Raw genomic sequence first — 21,054 nt, forward strand, 5'->3', positions numbered from 1 at the left:
GCAAGCCACTGCCAACCCAGCGCTTGATCAAGCGAGACCCCCCGTGTAGTCGAGCCAACGTTTGTTGATGTACTCGGTGAAGCCGTCAGCCCTGGAGCGCCAAGCTAACGCCGGAATCGAATCGAGCGTTGCCTGTAGCTGGAGCGCCTGTTCCGCGCGCTTGCGTTCGCTCAAATCGAGCACGAATGCGACGCCCTCGTCGCCTCCCTCCTTGAACAGCGCGGCGCCAACAAGCACGGGAACTCGGCTGCCATCCTTCCGGAAATATTCTTTCTCGAAGGGCTGAACGATTCCGGTGGAGCTCAGTTCGGCCCAGATACGCTTGTCGAGCTCAACCCACTCTGGCGGAGTCAGCTCGGCCAAGCGCAGGCGGCCCGAAACCAGATCCTCACGGTCATATCCCATGATACGTAGAAACGCGTCATTGGCTTCAACAATCCGCCGTTCGCGGGCGTCGCCGATGAATATCCCGATGATGTTGGCATCGACCAAACGCCTAATCTTCCCTTCCCGATCCGCGAGATCGTCATAAAGCCGCGAATTGTCGAGCGAAATTGCCGCTTGCGACGCCAGCACCTTCAATAAAGCGACTCGGTCAGGTGTGAAAACGTTCGGCGTCAGGTTGTTCTCAAGGTAGATAATGCCGAGGAGTTTTCCCTGATTGATCAACGGTAAACAGAGAATAGAACGGACACGACCGTGAACGATGTAGGGATCGGCAGAAAACGCATTCTGAGATGATGCGTCCTCGAGAATCACGGCCTCCTGGGTACGTGTTGAATAACGAACCAGCGACTCCGGCAGCGCGGCTGCAATGTGCTGCCCGTCCCGCAGATGCACGGTTACATTCTCTCCACTGGCGATCGCCTCCGCCTGTATCTGCAGCTCATCACCTCGCGGGACAATCAGAAGACCTCGTTCGGCGCCGGCGTGCTCGAGGGTTACGCGCATAAGTTTGTCGATGAGTTTTTCCAGCACTATCTCGCCAGACAGCGCTTGCGAGACTTCGATCATTGTTGCGAGATCAAGGTGTTCGACAGGCGTTTCGATCGTACCCGTTGGACCCCGCGCACGTCCGTCCTGCCTCAGCCGCGGATGGACCTGGTCGAGTTGCCGCACCTTTCCGTCGGCGCCCCATCGGAGATAACCATCCCGTGCGTTTTTTAGGTAGAGGTGCGCGATCTCCTGGAAGCCGCGCGCCGCGTAAAAGCGGGCAGCCAGTTCGTATGCGAGCGCCTCGTTGTGGACAAAGCCGTTTGCGCGTGCCGACACGATGGCCCGCTCGTACAGGTCCATGGCCTCGAGCGGACGTTCCTCGATACGGGCAATCTCGGCGCCGAGCAGTGCGGCGCGATCCTCAAAATTCTGAGGACAATTCGCCGCCCAGGTCCGTAGGTTTCGTTCATGCGAGCCAAGTGCTTCTTGATGGTTGGCGTAGGCGTTGGGCCCCCCGGGCTCGCACTGCGCGGCGCGGGACAGGCCGGCATAGAAATGCCACTCGGCGGTCTCCGCGGGAAAGAGCGACAGTGCAGGCGATGTCTCGTACCATGTCTGCACCTTTTCCGCGGCCTCGATCGCTGACACGTAATCGCCGGCGAAGAAGCGCGCCTGGAGCTTTCGGATCCAGTAGTAACATTCCAGGAAGGCGCGGGCGGGTTGACCCGTGATACGCTCCTCGAAGGAACGTTCTGTGAATTCACCATCGTCGAGGGAACCGAACTTCGCAGTTTTTCCGCGCAGGGTCCGGGCAAGCGCGATGGGCGCCGAGAGTCTGTCGAGGAAGAATCCGTACCTCTGCACGAACTCCAATGCCTCCTGGGCCTCACGTTCGAATTGGTCGAGTGGATGGCCTGCGGCAAAAAGAATGGTACTGAGGCCGCGGGCTGCTAGTGCGGCATATGTCGGGTCGCCGTGATCCTTCGCCATCTGGAACGCACGACGTGATGGATCGATCCCCTCCCTGAGTGGTCGTGTCCACGGAACTATAATCGCGAAGGCGACATAGGCTCGCGCCCCAAAGTGCGTAAATCCTCGACGTTCGAGCAGGTCGCAAGCCATTTTTCCAAATCGATAGCCTTCAATGTACTGACCGAAGCGAGGGCCCGCGAGCATCGCCGTTGCCACATAGTTGAACGGAACTGCGTCGCTGATGCCGTGCTCCAGGCTAAGATTCGTAGCCGCACAGACGCTGAGTGCGTGCAAGTTCTTGTTGGTGTACATGGCTGGTAAAGACAGACTAGTGAGCAGGTCGAGCGTCGCTCGGGCCACCGGATCCTGGATCAGCGGCAACTCAACAAGATCCTCGATCCTGCGATTTCCGAGCAATGACCAGATGCGCTCATACTCACGGCGCGCATCCATCTCCGTGGGATGGGCTGACCAATCGATGCCCACATGCCGCAAGCATTCCAGGGCAACCGTCACGGCGTTTTCCGCCGCGCCATGCATTACACATAAATCCACACGTCGGTAGGCCACGAGGCATTTTTGGACTGTGCTGAGCGCGCGCTGTGCGAGCGACGCGAGACGCTGGTCGGCGAGCTGCGCCGCGCCGGCATAGACCTCGCAGTCAGCCGCATGCAGTTCGAGTTCAAAAGACAAATCGTGCCGGCGCTCCCATGCGTCCTCCAACAGCAACTCCGCGCCGGCGGTAAGATAGGTCAGCGCGGAGGCATAGGCCGACGCCGCCTTGGCGCGCTTGCCGGCGGCCAGGTTCAGCTCAGCGAGCTGTTCGCGTTCGTCCCGTGACGTGATCAGTGCCGCGCCGCGGTTGAGCTGGTTGACAATCTCGAAGATTGCTTCGTCGCGCTCTTCTGGTGGTGTCTGCGCCAGCAGGAGCCGACCGATTGTCAAATGGGACTCCGCACGAGACTTTTCCGGAGTCAGCGCATAGGCGGCTTCTTGCACCCGATCGTGAATGAACTTGTAGGAGCGCACGAGGCGATCGACCAATTGCTGGTGCATGGCTTCCGAGAGAGCCGCGTGCACCTGCTCCTCGGACGTTCCGAGGACGACCGAAAGCATATTGAAATCGGCAATATTGCCGAGGCACGCGAGCTGCCGCAACGCATCCTGCGTCTCGAGCGGTAGCCGTGTCAGTTTCCCGGCCAGCAGATCCACCACATTATCCGTGTACCCTTTGGCATGGATGCCGCCGAGATCCCAGGACCATCGCCCACGCGCGTGATCAAGGGCCAGGAGCCCTTCGTCGGCGAGCACGTGGAGAAACTGTATGACGAAGAACGGATTGCCGTCGGTTTTCGCGTGCACCAGGCTTGCAAGCGGATTGGCCTGGTCCGCGTCGCAGCGGAGCGCGTCCGCGACAAGGTTTCCGAGATCATTCGGTGTAAGGGGCGCCAGCTTGATATCTTGCACCCTTCCGGTTGTGCGGATCGATTCCAGCTTGCGCATCAGCGGATGCGCTGCGGTAACCTCATTGTCGCGGTAGGCGCCGATGATCAAGAGGTTGCGGAGACCGGACCGACTCAACAGGTCTTCTAAAAGGTCGAGCGTCGCCGCATCGAGCCATTGCAAATCATCAAGGAACAGCGCGAGGGGATGTTCCGGCCGAGCGAAGACACCGATCAGCTGCCGAAGCACCATCTGGAAGCGCCGCCGCGCGTCCTGCGGTGGAAGCTCAGGGACCGGCGGCGGCTCTCCGATGAAGACCCTCAGCTCAGGAACGAGATCTACCATCAGTCCTGCGTTAGCTCCCAGCGCCTCGCGCAAGGCGTCGCGCCATGGCGCAAGGTCGGCGTCGGCCTTGCCGAGCAGCGGCCGGATCAGGCTTTGAAGCGCCTGCGCCAGCGTGGCATAGGGAATGTCGCGTTTGAGCTGATCGAATTTGCCGGACGCGAACAGGCCACGCGGCGGCACCAGCACCGGCTGCAACTCGTTCACGACCGAGGATTTGCCCACGCCGGAATAGCCCGAGACCAGGACTAATTCCGGGGCGCCGCCGTTGATGACGCGATCGAAGGCGGCGAGCAAGGTCTCGACCTCGCGTCGTCGCCCGTAAAGTTTCTCGGGGATCAGGAGCCGGTCGGACGTGTCATGTTCGCCGAGTGAAAAATCGCCAATCCGGCCCTGCGCTCCCCATTCGCTCTGACAGCGGCGAAGATCGCTTTCGAGGCCGGCCGTCGTTTGATAACGATCTTCGGCCCGCTTCGCGAGCAGCTTCATGACAATGGCCGAAACCGCGAGCGGGATCTCCTTCAGCCGCTCGGCAGGCGGCACCGGTCGTCTGGCGAGATGGCAGTGCACCCATTCCATCGGCTCCGCGGCGGTAAACGGCAAAGCACCGGTGAGCATCTGGTAGAAGGTGACGCCAAGCGCGTAAAGATCGCTCCGGGAATCGATTGACCGATTCATCCGTCCGGTCTGTTCCGGCGCCATGTAGGCGAGCGTACCGGCGATCGTCTCGGGAGGGTGAGGCGACTGACGTTCGCGTGCGAACCGCGAAGCGATGCCGAACCCCGTCAGGCGCACCTCGCCGGTCGCCTCGTTGAAAAGGATGTTGGCTGGCTTGATATCTTTGTGAACGAGCCCGCCCTGGTGAAGTTTGCCCACCGCCGAGGTGACAGCGATGGCAAGGCGCAAGAAGGCTCCCACCTCCATGGGCACCCCGAGCGAGAGCGGCACGCCGCCAGCATCCTCGAGCACCAGCATGGTTCGATTCGTGTCGCGCACGAGCTCCAGCGGCCGCGCTGCCCACGCCCCATCGAGCTCATCCTTCAGTTCGTATTCATGCGTTAGGCGATCGAGGTCTGAACGAGACGGGTGATCGGCGGCAGGAGCGACGAGCAGCATGGCGCGCCGCTTGCCCTCATCGTCTAGCCGCCAGCCACGCCGAAAGACGCGTTCGCTGTCCTCCCACAAGACCTGAGAGCCACCGTCCGAGTACGTGACGTTCTGCGAATGCGGCAACACCTATCAGACTCCGACGCGTTGCTTCGGCTTCCGAATTGAGTGCGGCTAGCCAAGCCTTAGTGCGCGATGCGCGTGCCCGCTCTCCGACAAGCAGAAATCGTACCTCATCGCCAGGGAAACGCCAGCGGTCCGTTGACCCTACCCGGTCGGACGCACGCAGATCCGGCGTTCTCGTTAGCAGCAATTTGGCGCGATTTGCCGGGCTTTACTCGCGACGACGGCACACTTGGGTCAAATAGCGGTCAACCAAAGCAATGCGAGACGACGCAACCGCGACACCGAAGGAATGACCATGACAGTACTTGAAGCGACCAAAAAGAACTCATCGGGCGTCATCCGCTCGGGCCGGCTGTTCGTTCTGGAACTGAGCGGCGACCGCATTCACTCGATGAATCCCGATGGTTCCGACCGCAAGACCATCGTCACCGATGGCCGTCTCCCCGACGGCATCGCCGTGGATGTCGAGGCTGGTCACATCTATTGGACCAACATGGGCATCCCCAATCTCGATGACGGCTCGATCGAGCGCGCCGATCTCGACGGCGGGAATCGCAAGGTCATCGTTCCGCAAGGCGTCACGCATACGCCGAAGCAGCTCCAGCTCGATACGGAAAACGGCAAGCTCTATTGGTGCGACCGGGAGGGCATGCGCGTGATGCGCGCGAACCTTGATGGCTCGAAGGTCGAAACACTGGTCGAGACCGGCCGCGGCGACAAGGATGCGCTCGATCAGACCAGGTGGTGCGTCGGCATCACTTTCGATCTGAAGCTCGGCAAAATCTACTGGACGCAAAAAGGCGCGACGAAAGGCGGACTGGGCCGTATCCTCCGCGCCAACATCGAGATCCCGAAGGGCGAAACCCCGACAAACCGCTCCGACATCGAGGTGCTTTTCGATCACTTGCCCGAGCCGGTCGACCTCGAACTCGATGTGGCGAACCGTGTCCTCTATTGGACCGATCGCGGCGATCCTCCGCGCGGCAATACCGTCAATCGTGCGCCGATCGACACAAAAGCTGACCCAGAGGTCGTGGTCACGCATTTGATGGAGGCCATCGGCATCGCGCTCGATGTTCCCGGCAACCGGATGTTCGTCACCGACTTCGCCGGCTCGCTCTATTCCGCCGATCTCGATGGCAAGAACGAGCGCAACTTCCTCTACGCCCAGGGCAATCTCACCGGCATCGCCTACGCCGAAGTCTGAAAACCGATCAGGAGAATTGAACCATGACCAACAACAAACCCACCCGCCGCGTTGCCATTGTCGGTACCGGTCTCATCGGTGCCAGCTGGGCGGCCCTATTCCTCGCCAAGGGACTAGACGTCGTGGCGACTGACCCTGCGCCCAACGCGGAAGCCAGGCTTAAGGAATTCGTGGCAAGCGCCTGGCCGGCACTTGCCCGCCTGGGCCTCTCGCCCGGCGCGTCGCAGTTGAATCTGAAATTCACTACTGATCTCGCTGAGGCGTTGGCGAACGTCGACATCGTCCAGGAGAACGGGCCCGAACGGATTGATTTCAAGCAGAAGCTCTACGAGCAACTCGACGAGCTACTAGCTCCCGAGGTGATCATTGCATCGAGCTCATCGGGGCTCACCATGAGCGAAATCCAGAAGGGCGCCAAGACCCATCCGGAGCGCTGTGTCATCGGCCATCCGTTCAATCCGCCGCACCTGATCCCGCTGACCGAGATCGTCGGCGGAGCCAAGACGTCGGAAGCGACAATCCAGCGCGTGGAGGAATTCTACACGTCGATCGGACAAAAGACGGTGCGCGTCAAGAAGGAGCTGCCCGGCCACGTCGCCAACCGCCTGCAGTCCGCCGTGGCGCGCGAGGTCTACTACCTTGTCGCCGAGGGCGTGGTGAGCGCCGCCGACGTCGACACCGCCCTCTGCTGGGGCCCGGGCCTGCGCTGGGGAATCATGGGTAACATGATGCTCAATCACCTCGGCGGCGGGCCGGGCGGAATCGAGCACTTCTTCCAGCAGTTCGCCGGTCCAATGACAGCTTGGTGGAAGACGCTCGGTGCGCCGGCGCTGACTGCGGACGTGCAGAAGATGCTCATCGACAGCGTCCATGCCGAAGTCGGCTCGCGAAGCATCGAAGAGCTGGAAACAGAGCGCGACGAGCTCCTGATCAGCCTCGTGGAACTGCGCAACAAGCGAGCGCAGATCGCCGCCTCGCACAAAGCCGCGGCCGAGTAACCGGGCGGCTGCACCAAGCTAACGCCTCTAACGAAACGGAGTCTGCAAATGAATATCGCGACCACCATCCAGCCGGCAGAAGAGCTCAAGCCGGATCTGCTCACCGAGAAAATCGTATCGAAGCTCGCCAATCCGGTGACCAATTCGGATTTCGACTTTCACGGCACCGTCAACGACGTCCTGAAGGACGTTGGACTATCGACCGCGGACAGCGGCGGCAAACTTACCTTCTACGGCCGAGACCCGATCATTCCCAGCGCGTTTCGGTTCGGCACGATGGCCGCGATCGCTCTCGCTGCCAAGGCGGTAGCAATCTCGGCGCTGTGGCGCGACCGGACCGGTGAAGGACAGGACATCGAGGTCGATGTCCGCAAGGCACTCCGGCGCTTCTCCGGCTTCTTCGACCGTAAATGGGAGACGATCAATGGCCGGCCGCCGGCGCTGACCGACCCCATCAATCCGTTCCTCGAAATGCCGTTGTTCCGCGAGACGCGGGATGGACGGCATATCGTCGCCCTGAATATCTATCCCAAGTCCGGTTCGCGCGCGCTCAACTTCCTGAGGTGCGGCGTCAGCGTCGAATCTCTCAACAACGCGATCCTGCAATGGAAGGCTGACGAGCTGGAGAACGCGGCTTCAGAAGCGGGGCTCGTCTTTGCGAAAGTGCGCACCTTCGATGAATTCCGGAAGGAGGTGCAATACACCGACTTCCTGTCCAGAATGCCGCTGATTTCGGTGGAGAAGATCGGCGAAAGCCAGCCGATTCCTTTCAAGAAAAATGGAAAGAGCCCACTGGATGGTATTCGCGCGTTCGGCATGGGGCATGTGATTGCCGGAGCCGCCCTCGGTAGAGACCTTGCCTGTTACGGCGCCGATGTCCTCAATATCTGGCGGCCCGACGACACCGAGATTGAAGCTTTCGCCTGGGACACGCAGGTCGGGATGCGTTCAACAATCCTGGATACGTCCAAGGAGGATCGCGCTAAATTCGACGAGCTGCTGGAGGACGCCGATATCTTCTTTGTCAACAGGCGCCCGGGATATCTGGAGCGCCACGGCCTCGGTGCCGAAACGCTCGCCGCGAAGAAGCCTGGCCTGATTCACGTTGACGTCCTGCTTCACGGCAATAAGGGTCCGTGGAAGAATCGTCCCGGATTTGATGAAATCGGTGCAGCGGTAGCGGGCCTGTTCGCCATCGAAGGCACGCCCACACATCCCAAATCGCCGCCCATCATCCCCATTGTCGACAATATCGTGGGCTGGATGGGGACGATCGGAGTTCTCGCCGCGCTGCGTCGGCGAGCGGTGGAGGGCGGCAGCTATCGGGTGACCGTCTCCCTAACGCGAACCGTGCTGTGGCTGCTTTCACTCGGCATTTTCGACAAGGCATACGCACGCGCGACGGCTGGTTCATCCGACGAGCACGCCAATATCGCGCCTGATCTGTTCACGGCGGAGACGCCGCTGGGAACGTATCAGGGCATGACCGACCAAGTGGTCCTGTCGCGGACTCCTGGCTCCTTCAGGACGGTGCTTGTGCCACGCGGCTCGAGCAAGCCCGAATGGCTGGAGCGCTGAGATTGGTCCTGCGAAGCAGGAAATGCGCAGGATTATGAAACACACCTTGACCGTGATCACGTTCGTCGTGGGAGCCCTGTGCTTCGCGATGTTCATGATCACGGTGAAGCCAGACCCGCTCAGTGCAGTCCCCTCACCGGGCAAGCCCGCGCATTGCAAACTAGCGGTTTCTCGTGAGCCGGTATGCCGTAGCGAACCTGAAGGGCGGGAGCGCTGAGTGCATCGTTCCCGACAGAAGTATCCTGAAGCCGTCAATGACAATGAGTACCGACGAGGTGAACCTATGAGTGCGATCTTCGCTGAGACCCGGCCTGACGAGGCAAGCGCTGTTGTCGAGGCTCCCCGCCGGGAACGAAAGCGTGTTGTCGTCATCGGCGCCGGCTTTGCCGGAATCGCCGCAGCACGCGCGCTTCGGCACGCTGATGTCGATGTCGCCCTGATCGACCGCCGCAACCACCACATCTTTCAGCCGCTGCTCTATCAGGTGGCGACGGCGGTGCTCTCGCCTGCCGAGATCGCTGCGCCGATCCGTCAGCTCGAGGTCAAGCAGCGGAACCTGAGCGTGCTGCTGGCCGAGGTCACCGGCGTCGACGTTGCTACCCGCACGATCGAGGCGTCCTCGCCTGGCGTGGGCGTCCGCAAGATCGCCTACGACTACATGGTGATCGCGACCGGCGCGCGCCCGAGCTATTTCGGGCACGACGAGTTCGCGCAATTTGCCCCCGGACTCAAGAACCTCAGCGACGCCGAGACGATCCGGGCCAAGATCCTGGGCGCGTTTGAACTGGCCGCAACGACTGAGGACGAAAGCGAACGCGCGCGGCAGATGACGTTCGTGCTGGTCGGCGCAGGTCCCACAGGGGTCGAACTTGCGGCGTCCCTGGCGCAGATGGTGAGGGTTACGCTGCGCGGAAATTTCCGTCGCATCGATCCGGCGCAGGCCAGCATCATCCTGCTCGACGCAGGCAAGCGGGTTCTCCCTAGCTTTGCCGAGTCGCTATCCGCCAAGGTGACCCGACGGCTCACGAAGCTCGGTGTGAAGGTCCTGACCGGCGTGAAGGTCGAGACCGTCGACGCCGAGGGCGTGGTCGCCGGCGGAAACAGAATCCCGAGCGCCACTGTGCTGTGGACCGCAGGCGTTGCGGCATCGCCCATTCCAAAGATGCTCGGGACCAAGACCGACCGCGCCGGGCGTGCACTCGTCGATCCCTTCCTGGAGGTCGCTGACGCGCCCGGCGTGTTCGTCGTCGGCGATGCGGCATCGGTGTTCCAGAACGAACACCCGGTGCCCGGCGTTGCGCAGGCTGCGATCCAGCAGGGTCACTATGTTGGGCGGCTGATCGCGAGGGAGCTGAAAGGACGAAAAGTCAAACGTCCGTTCCGCTACTTCGACAGGGGCAATATGGCGGTCGTCGGCAAGAACTACGCCGTGCTTGAGCGCGGCTGGGTACGGACAAGCGGTTTCCTCACGTGGCTGGTGTGGGCGCTCGTTCACATCCTCGCGCTGCCGCAGCTACAGAACCGCCTGCGCGTGCAGCGCCAGTGGCTCTGGTCGTACGTCACCGGCCAACGCAGTTCGCGCCTGATCCCCGAGCCGCCGAGGGGAGCTGGTTCGGGACCCGACCTGCCGCGTGCGCCATGAATACTCCCTACCTTCCCGCCTTGGCTGCGTTAGCGGGGTCAGCGATCGGCGGCTTTACGTCGTTCGCGTCAGCCTGGCTCACGCAGCGCCATCAAGATCGCGCCAAGCGGCTGTCGGGGGAAAAGACCCGACGGCAAGAGCTATACAGGCAGTTCATCGATGAAGCATCGAGGCTCTACGCGGACGCGCTGGCCCACGATCGAGCGGAGGTCTCGGCGCTGGTTAGCGTTTATGCGCTGATCAACCGCATGCGTGTCGTATCGAGCCCCGCCGTGATCGAAAGGGCGGAGGCAGTCGTTCATTTGATCATCGACACGTATTTCACGCCCAATAAGACCTTCTCAGAGCTTCGCGAACTGATGAACGGCCACGCCGTCAATCCGCTGCGCGCTTTCAGCGAGGAATGTCGGGCCGCACTGCAGGCGTTCAATGACCGCTGAGCATGTGCTCGATACGAGGCTACAACCCCGAGCCCGCAACAAGGATATGCGCTCGACGCTTCACGGTGACAATGCTCCCGCACGGGTTTCGGAGTCGATTCCGACGCTTAGGAAGAATTTGCCGTATTTTGGCGCTCTTCACTCACGCTCTCGGCACCCATCAGCTTACCTATCAGAGAAGCCGCAATATCCTTGCGACGGCGAAATAGTGGATCTCACAAACAACTCTCTGGCTTGAGGAATCGACCACCATGAACACCACCGCGATTCCATTGTCGCGCCTTGCGTTGGCCTCACGGTCCAGCCTGGTGGCACGGCTGCCCCACTTCATCGCATTGATGAAACCACGCGTCATGGCGCTCGCGCTGTTCACCGCGCTCGTCGGATTGATCATCGCGCCGACGCGCCTAGATCCGATCAGCGGCGCTGTCGCAATTCTCGCAATCGCAGCCGGCGCTGGAGCCGCCGGTGCACTGAACATGTGGTACGACGCCGATATTGACGCAGTCATGGCTCGGACCGCGATGCGGCCCATTCCCCGCGGCAAAATCTCGAAGGTCGAGGCCCTGGTCTTTGGACTCATCCTTGGTGTTGTCGCAGTCACCGCCCTCGCTTTGGCGACCAACCTCGGGGCGGCCGCACTGCTGGCCTGCACGATCATCTTTTATGCTGCTGTGTACACAGCGTGGCTGAAGCGGATCACATCCCAGAACATCGTCATCGGCGGTGCCGCCGGCGCGGTGCCCCCCGTGATCGGATGGGTCGCTGCGACCGGACAGGTCGGACTCGAGCCGCTGACGCTCTTCCTCATTACCTTCCTTTGGACGCCGCCCCATTTCTGGGCCCTCGCGCTCAATCGCGCAGATGATTATGCCCGCGCCCGAATCCCTATGCTGCCGGTTGTTGCGGGGCGAGCTGCAACAGCGCGCCAGATCCTGGCCTACAGCAGCCTCCTCGTTCCTGCATCGGAGCTGCCGTGGTGGCTCGGGTTTGCGGGTTCGATGTATGGCGTGATCACAGTGATCTGCGGCGCACTTTTCATGCTGCTTGCGCATCGGCTGAACAAGAGCAGTGGAGCCGATCGTCCTGCCGCTCACAAGCTGTTCCTGTTCTCCGTCTCCTATCTGTTCGTGCTGTTTGCAGTTCTCCTAATCGACCACGGTGCTGGTTCGTTCTCCCGCATGCCTGCCGCGCCCGGTCGCAGCATCGCACCTGCACAGGCCGAGGCCTCGCCCGGCGCCGTTCTCGGCGGAGGCGCCACCCTCATCACACTCAGCACGCGCGAGGTCTGACATGCGATACGTTCCTCTTGCCGCCGTCCTGATCGGCGCCTCCATGCTCGGCGGCTGTGACGGCGGCGTACTCGATCCGAAGGGCCCCATCGCCTTTGCGGAACGGCAGATTCTGTTCAACGCGACGGGCATCATGCTGGCAATCGTCATCCCGGTGGTCATTGCGACTCTTGCCGTTGCGTTCTGGTTCCGTGCATCGAATGACCGAGCGCGCTACCGGCCGGACTTCGTCTATTCCGGCCGCCTCGAGATGCTCGTCTGGTCGATCCCGCTGATGACCATTTTGCTCACCGGCACCGTGGCCTGGATCGGTTCATACGATCTCGATCCACCCAAGCCGATCGCTTCTTCGGCGAAGCCCATCAAGGTTCAGGCCATCTCGCTCGACTGGAAATGGCTGTTCATCTATCCGGAATTGGGGGTCGCGAGCGTCAATCACCTGACTATCCCCGTCGGCACGCCCGTGAGCTTCGAGCTGACCTCCTCGGGAGTCATGAACAGCTTCTTCGTGCCGCAGCTCGCTGGACAGATCTACACTATGGCCGGAATGGCGACGCGCCTGAACCTGCGGGCCGACTATTCCGGAACCTACCGCGGTATGTCCGCGAATTTCAGCGGTGACGGCTTCGCGGATATGTACTTCAACGTCGACGCGATACCACCCGAACGCTTTGCGCAGTGGGTCGCTATGACCCGCCGCGCCGGTCCGGTGCTGGATTCGAAGACCTATGCCGATCTCGCCAAGCCGAGCGCCGCTGTAACGCCGTTCACCTATCACTCGGTCGCGTCCGACCTGTTTGAGAGCATCCGGATGTCCTCCGTGCAGTCCGACGATGCGTTGTGCCGCAGCTATCCCACATCGATGAGGGCAGAGAAATGACTATACTTGGCAAACTGGACTGGAGCGCTGTTCCCTTCGATCAGCCGATCATCATGGGCACGGTAGGCGGCATGGTCGTCGCCATCGTCTCCGTCCTCTCTTGGGTCACGCTCAAAGGTTACGTTCCCTACCTCTGGCGCGAGTGGATCACCTCTGTCGACCACAAGCGCATCGGCGTCATGTATATTGTGCTGGCGCTGGTCATGCTGCTGCGCGGCTTTGCGGACGGGATCATGATGCGCACGCAGCAGGCAGTCGCAGCCGGCGGTGCGCAAGGATTTCTGCCGCCCGAGCATTTCGATCAGATTTTCTCAGCACATGGCACGATCATGATCTTCTTCGTGGCTATGCCGCTTGTGATCGGATTGATGAACTTTGCCGTTCCGCTGCAACTCGGCGCCCGCGATGTCGCGTTCCCGACGATGAATTCGGTCAGCTTTTGGCTTACCGCGTCCGGCGTTCTCCTCATTAACGTATCGCTCGCCGTCGGCGAGTTCGCAAAGACCGGCTGGTTCGCCTACCCGCCGCTCAGCGAGCTGCAATTCTCGCCCGGCGTCGGCGTCGACTACTATCTCTGGTCGCTGCAAATCTCAGGCATTGGGACCTTGTTGAGCGGCGTAAATTTCGTCACCACGATTCTAAAGATGCGAGCTCCTGGCATGAGTTACATGCGCATGCCGGTTTTCTGCTGGACATCGCTCGCCTCGAACCTGCTGATTGTGGCGGCGTTCCCGGTGCTCACCGCGCTTTTCGCAATGCTTCTCCTCGATCGCTACCTTGGCTTTCACTTCTTTACCGTGGACGCCGGCGGCAACGTGATGATGTATGTGAACCTGTTCTGGATTTGGGGCCATCCCGAAGTCTACATCCTGGTCCTGCCTGCATTTGGCGTCTATTCCGAGGTGGCCGCCACGTTTTCCGGAAAGTCGCTGTTCGGCTATCGCTCGATGGTGCTCGCCACTATGGCAATCTGCGTGCTCTCCTACACGGTCTGGCTGCATCATTTCTTCACCATGGGCGCCAGCGCGAGTGTCAACGCCTTCTTCGGCATAACAAGCATGATCATCGGGGTGCCGACGGGCGTCAAAGTCTTCAATTGGCTGTTCGCAATGTACGGCGGTCGAGTCCGGTTTACGGTGCCGGTGTTGTGGACGATCGGCTTCATGGTGACGTTCGTGTTCGGCGGCTTGACCGGCGTGCTGTTGGCGTTGCCGCCGGTCGATTGGCAGGTCCACAACAGCCTCTTCCTGGTTGCCCATTTCCATCACGTCATTATCCCGGGCGTGCTGTTCGGGGCGATCGCCGGCTACAATTACTGGTTTCCCAAGGCATTCGGTTTCAAGCTGGATGAGCGCTGGGGTAAGGCGGCGTTCTGGTGCTGGTTCATCGGCTTCCATCTCGCTTTCATGCCGCTCTACGTGACAGGGCTGATGGGTATGCCCCGCCGTATGCAGCACTACGACGTGCTTTCCTGGCAGCCCTGGCTCCTGATCGCCGAAGTGGGCGCAATCATCATCTTTGCCGGAATCATCTGTCAGATCATCCAGCTCGTGGTGTCTATTCGCCACCGTGAGCAGCTCCGCGATGCGACGGGCGATCCGTGGAACGGCCGCACATTGGAATGGTCCACGGCATCGCCACCGCCGGCTTGGAATTTTGCGGTGGTGCCCCGCGTCGGCGAGCTCGATGCCTTCTGGGCCAAAAAACAGCGCGTCCTCGCGAAGCAAGAGCTGCCCTTGCAGCGGCCCGCGTACCAGCCAATCGAAGTGCCCAGGAACAGTCCGACCGGTGTCGTGACCGCGTTCTTTGCAGTGATCACCGGTTTCGCTCTGATATGGCACATCTGGTGGATGGCTGGCTTCGGACTTCTAGGCGCGGCCGTGACATTGCTTGCCTTCATGTTCCGCACAAGGGACGAAGTTGAGATTCCCGCGGAACAGGTCGGCCTGTTCGATCGCGCGCACCCGGTGGAGGTATCGCTATGAACGTCGCAGTTGAGATGGATGCAGTCCGCCAAGGCGAACTGCTTGATATCAGTGAGGCCGGCCCCGCACCCAAGCGGATCATCGCTGGCTTTGGGTTCTGGATTTTCCTGCTGAGTGACATCGTGATGTTCTCGGCGCTGTTCGCGAGCTATGCCGTGCTCGCAAAAGCGAGTGCGGGCGGTCTGACCGGTGTTCAGCTGTTTGACCAGCGCAACGTCGCGATGGAGACCGCCCTTCTCCTGCTCTCCAGCTACACCTGTGGAATGATGTCCTTGGCCATCAACTCGCGGCGATATTTCGCTACCTTCCTTGGCGCCGTGGTGACATTCCTCCTGGGAGCGGCATTCCTTGCTCTCGAGCTTCGCGAATTCCAGGGCATGATTGCGTTGGGAGCGACGCCCCAACGTAGCGCATTTCTTTCCGCGTTCTTCACGCTGGTCGGCAGTCACGGGCTGCATGTGACGGTCGGACTGGCATGGCTGGTTCTCATGATGGTCCAGCTGTCGCTGCGAGGCTTTCAGGAAGTCGTGGTTCGCCGCCTGCACTGCTTCTCATTGTTCTGGCATGCGCTCGACATCATCTGGGTTCTGATATTCACCGTTGTCTATCTGATGGGAGTCCTTCCATGACTGAAATGCGTTGGGATGTTGCACCGGGAGACAGGCCGACAGTCCCGGTCTCGGAGCAGAAAGCATCTTCCGGCTTTCTTGTGTACACGCTCGGCTTGCTGCTGGCCGTGATCCTGACGGCCACATCCTTCTGGGTGGCAAACACCTCCGCTATCTGGGCGCCTGGTGTGCCGGCGGGGCTGGCCGTTCTTGCGATCGCCCAGATGGGCGTACATCTGGTGTTCTTTCTTCACATCACGACAGGACCGGACAGCAGCCACAACGTTTTGGCACTCGCGTTCGGCGTGCTGATCGTCTTCCTGGTTCTCGCAGGGTCGCTCGTGATCATGGCAAACCTGAATGAGAACATGATGGCCCATACGGAGTTGATGAACCTGCAGATGCAACGCTGACACGAACATGGCCTAAACCGCAAGCTTTGGAGAATGACCATGAACAAGCTCACGCTTTGCGCGACGATGATGGTTTCCCTTGCCTTGACTTCAGTCGCGCAGGCTCGCTCGGCCTACGATGGATCGTGGGACCTTGTTTTTGTTACGCAAAGAGGTGCGTGCGACCCGACCTATAACTTTTCCGTCAACGTCACCGACGAAATTGTCACGCATCCGAATCTAGTGCGGTTCAAAGGCTACGTAGCGCGATCGGGTGTTGTTCGCGCTTCAGTGACCGTTCAGGACAAGTACGCATCCGGTTCGGGCAGACTCGCAGGCAATTCTGGCCGTGGTAAATGGAGCGGTTATTCGGGAGAGGCGCGCTGTTCAGGCTATTGGGCCGCGCAGCGGAACTAGCGCACACCGACTGCAACCACGCGAGATCTGGACGGCGATTGGTCAAGGGCCGCAACGGATGAGGTCTCCGTCTACAATGTTACTTGCTGGGACGAAGCCTCGACCTCGCCTTCCGGAGGCGCAGGGACTATTTCGGAGACATTACCGCGAGAGGATCCATATCGGAACGAATTTTAGAGGCGGGCCAGAGAAGCCTTAGGCATTCTGGCGCCTCGAAAGGCCAGGCAGTTCATGCATTCACTCCGATGACCCATCGTTCCGCGTCGCCCCCACGGATGAGGCAGAACTGCTCTAGGCCGCTATCGGATATTACGTCGCCGGCATTGCGCTCATAGATCACTTCACTGGTGTCTTTTTTCGTTTGGCGGCTCGGCAAGCTGCCATGCTCCCCAGCGCTCGGGCATTCGGATTCGCCACAAACATCGCGGCGTACCGGTGGCCGCTATCTTGCAATCAGCCGACTCGCTCGGTGCCGTGACTGCACTGAGGTAAGTCGGTTGTATCGTGATCATGAACAGCACGAAGCAAGGGTGTTCATGACGAACATGAGCACGTTCAAGACGTCCTTCGTGAGAGATTCCGATGCATTTTCTGGTTCGCAGGATCGCCATGGTCTCAACGTTCGACTTTTGAGCGGATAGCAAGCGTCGCTCTCGAGTCGAGCAGCGGCTCTGTCAGGAGCTTCGCCGCCCAGAGCGCCGCCGTCGGATTGGTAGCTGAACTGCAAGTCCCCCGGATGTTGAATACTGGCTCTGTTGTCGCTCACGACAGGACATCCGCAGAGATCGGCCGGATTGATGGTTCCAGCTCGTAAACGCATCTGCCGGTGAACTCCGTCGGCGGTGCGTCGCACCTGACGTCGTGGCCGAAGCCTCGGCATGGGAATTCCGAGAGTTGCTGCGGCGCGACGACAGCATTGCAAGAATCTGTCAGCCCTGCACTCAATCGAATGGCCGTCACAGTTGTGGCGCGCGCCCTTATACCGCTCGTATCGCAGCCGAAAGCGGTTTGCGCGCCGCTTTATCGTTCGCAATCGCTTCGACATTGTTCGTCTGGGCTGGGTGGTCTGCTGCAAGCGTTTCGTATCTTGTCGTGGCGGTTGCCGGATTGGACGCTACAACGTGTAGACTAATCCGCGCGGTTTCACCACGGTCGCACTGATTGGTACGCCGATCGCGGCTGTCCTGGCCGGCATACTCGAGTTCATCGTGCTCGACGGTATCGACTTCTTTCCCATTCTGGCGATTGCCCTGGCTCCCTTCACGATCGGCGCGGCACTTCTCACCACATCGCAAAACCCTCTGTGGGCCGCGCTCGGTCGCGTCAATCTAATCGCCATCACAACTATCCTGGCGCCAAGCAATCCCCAAAGCTGCAATCCGCAAGATTTCCTTTTCATATCCTTCTTCCTTGTGCGGTTTCCCAGGACAGCCAGGCGTTTGGCAGAAGCCGCTCGGGAGGAGATCAGGAAGCCTTCGCCCGCGCCCGCTCGCGGGCAGCTCGGCGGCGCTGACGGCGTTGATCCCGGGCGAGCCGAGTCGAGGCAGGAAGACGAGCCTCGGGCACGGTGGGGGACCACTCAGTTTCTGTCTGTCTTTCCGACCCCGCTTCAGAAGGCCGAGCTGCCATGGGCCCCAGCACCGCCCGCCCCTTTTCGGTGATACGCCAGCAGCAGTTCAAGCGCTCGACCAGCGCTTGTGAGAAGATATCGAGATCCGCCACCCGCGCGGCGAGCCGCTTGGTCCGCTCAGCCCAGTGCCGTCCGCTCGTTGCGAGGATGGCCATGTCCCGCTTGAGGTCCTCCATGGCGCCAAAACCGTCCGGATAACTCACCAGGATCTTGAGAACCGTGACCTGGAAGTTCACGCCCCCGCTCCCCTCCCCCCGCTAACGCCACATCGTCAGTGCCTCGTGGAGAGCCTTGCGACCGATCCGCTTTAGCCTGTCCGGCGAAGTATCACCTTTCGTGGCGGCTTCCAGAATTCTGGACGCCACGTGGGCGCGTGTGCCGGCTTCGAGCCGCGAAACGCCTTCGCAGACCTTCTCGAGTACGGCGGCAGGAGCGCGGTCGTTGCTCAACTGGCCGGACGCACGCCGACAGCCGCCCTACTGCCTCGACGATAGCGTAGCACAGGCTCGTCGTTCGTTTGGCAGGTATCTCAGGCCTGTGCCGTTGGTCGAACGACGATGTCTCCGACCTCCACGTCTTCGGGCTGCTCGATGGCGAAGGCGATGGCGCGAGCGACCGCCTCCGGCTTCATGCCGATCTCGTCCATGGCCGCGTTTGTCTTCGCTCTGACGTCGGGATCGGTCATCGAGGCTGCAAAGTCGGTTCTGACGATCCCGGGCGAGATGCCGGTGATGCGCAGACTGGGTCCGGATTCCAGCCGCAAGCCTTCGGAGACGGTACGAACCGCATTCTTCGTGGCGGCATAGACCGACTGGTTCGGCACGATCTTAAGGCCGGCCGTCGAAATGACCGTGACGAAATGGCCGCAGCCCTGCCGCCGGAAGACTGGAAGCGCCGCCGCGACACCATGGAGAAAGCCTCGGAGATTGATGTCGATCATTCGCTCCCAGTCGTCCACGCGTAGTTCGTCCAGGGGTGAGATCGGCCCAATGCCGGCATTGCCGACGAGCACGTCGAGCCGGCCGTAACGCCCGCAGGCGAGAGCGACCAAATCAGCGAGATCCTGCCGACGTGAAACGTCGGTCGCCACACAACCCGCCTCTCCACCAGCGCCGGCGATTTCCGCGGTGAGCGACTGCAACGGCTCCGTCCTTCGTGCTGCCAGAATGAGCCTCGCGCCACGTCTCGCGAGAAGCCGAGCGGTTGCCGCGCCGATGCCGCTGCTCGCGCCCGTGATCGCGATCACCTTTCCTTCGACCCCCTGCATCGCAGCCTCCTTCAGCTTGCCGGTCGCTCGTAGGATTGCACACGTTCCTTGGATGATCTATGCGGGATCATCGTCATTTTCATCGTGATCGTCTAAATCATGGTCGATGCGCTCTCGGATCTCTTCTCGCTGATCGATGTCCGCAGCGCCCGCTGCACGCGGTTCGAGGCCGGCGGCAGCTGGTCGTTCAGCTTTCCCGCGAAGCCCGCCCTTAAATTCGTGGCAGTCCTGCGCGGCGAGTGCTGGATCATGCTCCCCGGCGAAAGCCCCCAGCAGCTTGCGGCCGGCGACACTTTCCTTCTGGCCGAGGCCCCTTCCTATGTGCTGGCGAGCGACCCGCAGCAGAGGCCGGAAGACGGGCTGTCGGCCTTCGATTGGGAGCATTCGGACGTTGCCCGTCATGGCAAGGTGGAGACGGTGCTCGTCGCGGGCGCCTTCGTCTTCGAGGCGCTCCATGCGCGCCTGCTACTCGATTCCCTGCCCTCCTTCACGCTCATTCCTGCGCAGGACCCGACATCGGCCGTTCTGCGCAGCCTGCTCGCGCTTCTCGATCGCGAAATGCGGGCGGAGCAGATGGGCGCCGCCATGGTCACGGAACGGCTCGCCGAGATCTTGCTGGTCCAGGTTCTGCGCGGCCATGTCGCGCGGCAAGATGGCTCCGCCGCAGGCTGGATCGGCGCCGCGGCCGATCCCCGTATCGGCAAGGCTCTCAATCTCGTGCATGACGACATCGCACATGGTTGGCGCGTCGACGAACTGGCACGGGCCGTCGGAATGTCCCGTTCGGCTTTTGCGGCCGAGTTCAAGACCAGGACCGGCTCTCCGCCGCTGGACTATCTCCTGCGATGGCGCATGCAGGTCGCGCGCGATGCTCTTCGCAAGGGCGGAACGGTGGCGGCCATTGCGGCTAAGATCGGCTACGCATCCGAGAGCGCCTTTAGTACCGCGTTCAAGCGAGTCTATGGCAGCGCGCCGAAGCGATACTGGTCCGAGGATGTGGGCCGAAGCTGAGCGGTAGTTTGCGAACTAAACCCTCTGCAGCTGATCGCGGTTGCAGTGGCACATGTAACTCAGAGCAGCCCCTACTGCATCAAGGGACACACCAAGGCCGCACTGCGCCAGGACGCCACGCGCGAGGAGTTGATGGAGGCAATCTGGATCGCGGCCGAGATGCCGGCCGGCGGCGTCTATGCCCACAGCACGCGCGCGTTAACGACCACGGACCAAGCGGAGGATGTGCCGAAGGGCTGCGTACCGGCGCCGGACCGAGCAGAGCCGGTTCGATTGACCACCCCGTATCCGTCGGGACCGAGGGCCGCCACCATCTTGCTGTTATGAGACACGCGAAGACGAGGGACATTTTTCATCGTAGATCGCGGTGTGTAAGCCCGCGTGAATTAGATCCCGACTTGGTCAAATTTGTTGAAGCCCTTGCAATCGCCGATGCGAGGCTCGATCATCTCTTCGAGAATGAGCGGCTAATGAAAACTCATATTGGCGCCGCCAGCAAGAAACACATCAGCGGTGGTGTTCAAGATGAAGCCCGCGGCAGTTTATGCTCGGTTCTCGACCGAGCTTCAAAACGAAAAGTCGACTGAAGATCAGATTGCTCTGTGCAGGGCCTATGCGGCCCGTCATCAACTCGACGTCGTTGCGACTTTCGCGGACAAAGCTCGTTCTGGGGCCTCTGTAATCGGGCGCGATGGCTTGATGCAGCTTATGGATGCTGCACGCCAACAACGTTTCACCGTTGTCATTGTGGAAGCGCTGGATCGGCTTTCTCGTGACATGG

Annotated in this window: 16 protein-coding genes and 2 pseudogenes; 15 read left to right on the top strand and 3 right to left on the bottom strand. The window is 61.0% G+C overall.

The window, feature by feature from the left end; genetic code table 11:
* Nucleotides 1-27: 27 nt before the first annotated feature.
* Nucleotides 28-4,929: an AAA family ATPase gene (locus AC630_RS07240; RefSeq protein WP_074117802.1), complete on the bottom strand. Its 4,902-nt coding sequence runs from the start codon at nucleotides 4,927-4,929 to the stop codon at nucleotides 28-30.
* A gap of 292 nt (nucleotides 4,930-5,221) precedes the next feature.
* Between AC630_RS07240 and AC630_RS07245 the strand changes: the two genes are divergently transcribed.
* The 12 genes and pseudogenes from AC630_RS07245 to AC630_RS48225 form a co-directional block, all read left to right on the top strand.
* The gene (locus AC630_RS07245; RefSeq protein ID WP_074117832.1) at nucleotides 5,222-6,133 is read left to right on the top strand and encodes a 3-hydroxyacyl-CoA dehydrogenase; all 912 of its coding nucleotides are present in this window, start codon (nucleotides 5,222-5,224) and stop codon (nucleotides 6,131-6,133) included.
* 23 nt (nucleotides 6,134-6,156) lie between these two features.
* Nucleotides 6,157-7,131, top strand: coding sequence for a 3-hydroxyacyl-CoA dehydrogenase NAD-binding domain-containing protein (locus AC630_RS07250; RefSeq protein ID WP_074117803.1), 975 nt, complete (start codon nucleotides 6,157-6,159; stop codon nucleotides 7,129-7,131).
* Between the two features lie 48 nt (nucleotides 7,132-7,179).
* A complete protein-coding gene (locus AC630_RS07255; protein ID WP_074117804.1) occupies nucleotides 7,180-8,709 on the top strand; it encodes a CoA transferase in 1,530 nt (509 codons plus the stop codon).
* 283 nt (nucleotides 8,710-8,992) lie between these two features.
* Nucleotides 8,993-10,351 (top strand): NAD(P)/FAD-dependent oxidoreductase, encoded by a 1,359-nt coding sequence (locus AC630_RS07265; protein WP_074117806.1) that lies wholly within the window; start codon nucleotides 8,993-8,995, stop codon nucleotides 10,349-10,351.
* Nucleotides 10,348-10,791 (top strand): hypothetical protein, encoded by a 444-nt coding sequence (locus AC630_RS07270; RefSeq protein ID WP_074117807.1) that lies wholly within the window; start codon nucleotides 10,348-10,350, stop codon nucleotides 10,789-10,791. Before AC630_RS07265 ends, AC630_RS07270 begins: the two co-directional genes overlap by 4 nt.
* A gap of 251 nt (nucleotides 10,792-11,042) precedes the next feature.
* Nucleotides 11,043-11,975: pseudogene (locus AC630_RS07275) on the top strand (heme o synthase); the annotation flags it as partial.
* A 109-nt stretch (nucleotides 11,976-12,084) separates the two neighbouring features.
* Nucleotides 12,085-12,963, top strand: coding sequence for a ubiquinol oxidase subunit II (cyoA, locus tag AC630_RS07280; protein WP_074117809.1), 879 nt, complete (start codon nucleotides 12,085-12,087; stop codon nucleotides 12,961-12,963).
* Between the two features lie 2 nt (nucleotides 12,964-12,965).
* A complete protein-coding gene (gene cyoB / locus AC630_RS07285; RefSeq protein WP_074117833.1) occupies nucleotides 12,966-14,948 on the top strand; it encodes a cytochrome o ubiquinol oxidase subunit I in 1,983 nt (660 codons plus the stop codon).
* 14 nt (nucleotides 14,949-14,962) lie between these two features.
* Nucleotides 14,963-15,577, top strand: coding sequence for a cytochrome (ubi)quinol oxidase subunit III (locus AC630_RS07290; protein ID WP_349538128.1), 615 nt, complete (start codon nucleotides 14,963-14,965; stop codon nucleotides 15,575-15,577).
* Complete coding sequence (gene cyoD, locus AC630_RS07295; RefSeq protein ID WP_074117811.1) at nucleotides 15,574-15,969, top strand: cytochrome o ubiquinol oxidase subunit IV; 396 nt, start codon at nucleotides 15,574-15,576, stop codon at nucleotides 15,967-15,969. The genes AC630_RS07290 and cyoD overlap by 4 nt, the downstream gene beginning before the upstream one ends.
* A 39-nt stretch (nucleotides 15,970-16,008) precedes the next feature.
* On the top strand, nucleotides 16,009-16,365 hold the full coding sequence (locus AC630_RS07300; protein WP_245330295.1) for a hypothetical protein: 357 nt from the start codon (nucleotides 16,009-16,011) through the stop codon (nucleotides 16,363-16,365).
* Nucleotides 16,366-17,507: 1,142 nt separating this feature from the next.
* Nucleotides 17,508-17,750, top strand: a pseudogene (locus AC630_RS48225) (FUSC family protein); the annotation flags it as partial.
* A 79-nt stretch (nucleotides 17,751-17,829) separates the two neighbouring features.
* Here AC630_RS48225 and AC630_RS45260 read toward each other — a convergent pair.
* Together AC630_RS45260 and AC630_RS07320 are read right to left on the bottom strand one after the other, a co-directional pair.
* Nucleotides 17,830-18,231: a hypothetical protein gene (locus AC630_RS45260; RefSeq protein ID WP_074117814.1), complete on the bottom strand. Its 402-nt coding sequence runs from the start codon at nucleotides 18,229-18,231 to the stop codon at nucleotides 17,830-17,832.
* Nucleotides 18,232-18,524: 293 nt separating this feature from the next.
* Nucleotides 18,525-19,262, bottom strand: a complete 738-nt coding sequence (locus tag AC630_RS07320) for an SDR family oxidoreductase (protein WP_074117816.1) — start codon at nucleotides 19,260-19,262, stop codon at nucleotides 18,525-18,527.
* 99 nt (nucleotides 19,263-19,361) lie between these two features.
* Between AC630_RS07320 and AC630_RS07325 the strand changes: the two genes are divergently transcribed.
* The 3 genes from AC630_RS07325 to AC630_RS07335 all read left to right on the top strand — a co-directional run.
* Nucleotides 19,362-20,273 carry an AraC family transcriptional regulator gene (locus AC630_RS07325; RefSeq protein ID WP_074117817.1) on the top strand — a complete coding sequence of 304 codons (912 nt, stop codon included), beginning with the start codon at nucleotides 19,362-19,364 and terminating at the stop codon, nucleotides 20,271-20,273.
* A gap of 45 nt (nucleotides 20,274-20,318) precedes the next feature.
* Nucleotides 20,319-20,600, top strand: a complete 282-nt coding sequence (locus tag AC630_RS42790) for a carboxymuconolactone decarboxylase family protein (RefSeq protein WP_245330296.1) — start codon at nucleotides 20,319-20,321, stop codon at nucleotides 20,598-20,600.
* A gap of 198 nt (nucleotides 20,601-20,798) precedes the next feature.
* Nucleotides 20,799-21,054: recombinase family protein (locus tag AC630_RS07335; RefSeq protein ID WP_143197876.1), on the top strand; the 256-nt coding region annotated here is incomplete at its 3' end.

The organism is Bradyrhizobium sp. AS23.2 (genome assembly GCF_001908185.1).
Taxonomy (GTDB): Bacteria; Pseudomonadota; Alphaproteobacteria; order Rhizobiales; family Xanthobacteraceae; genus Bradyrhizobium.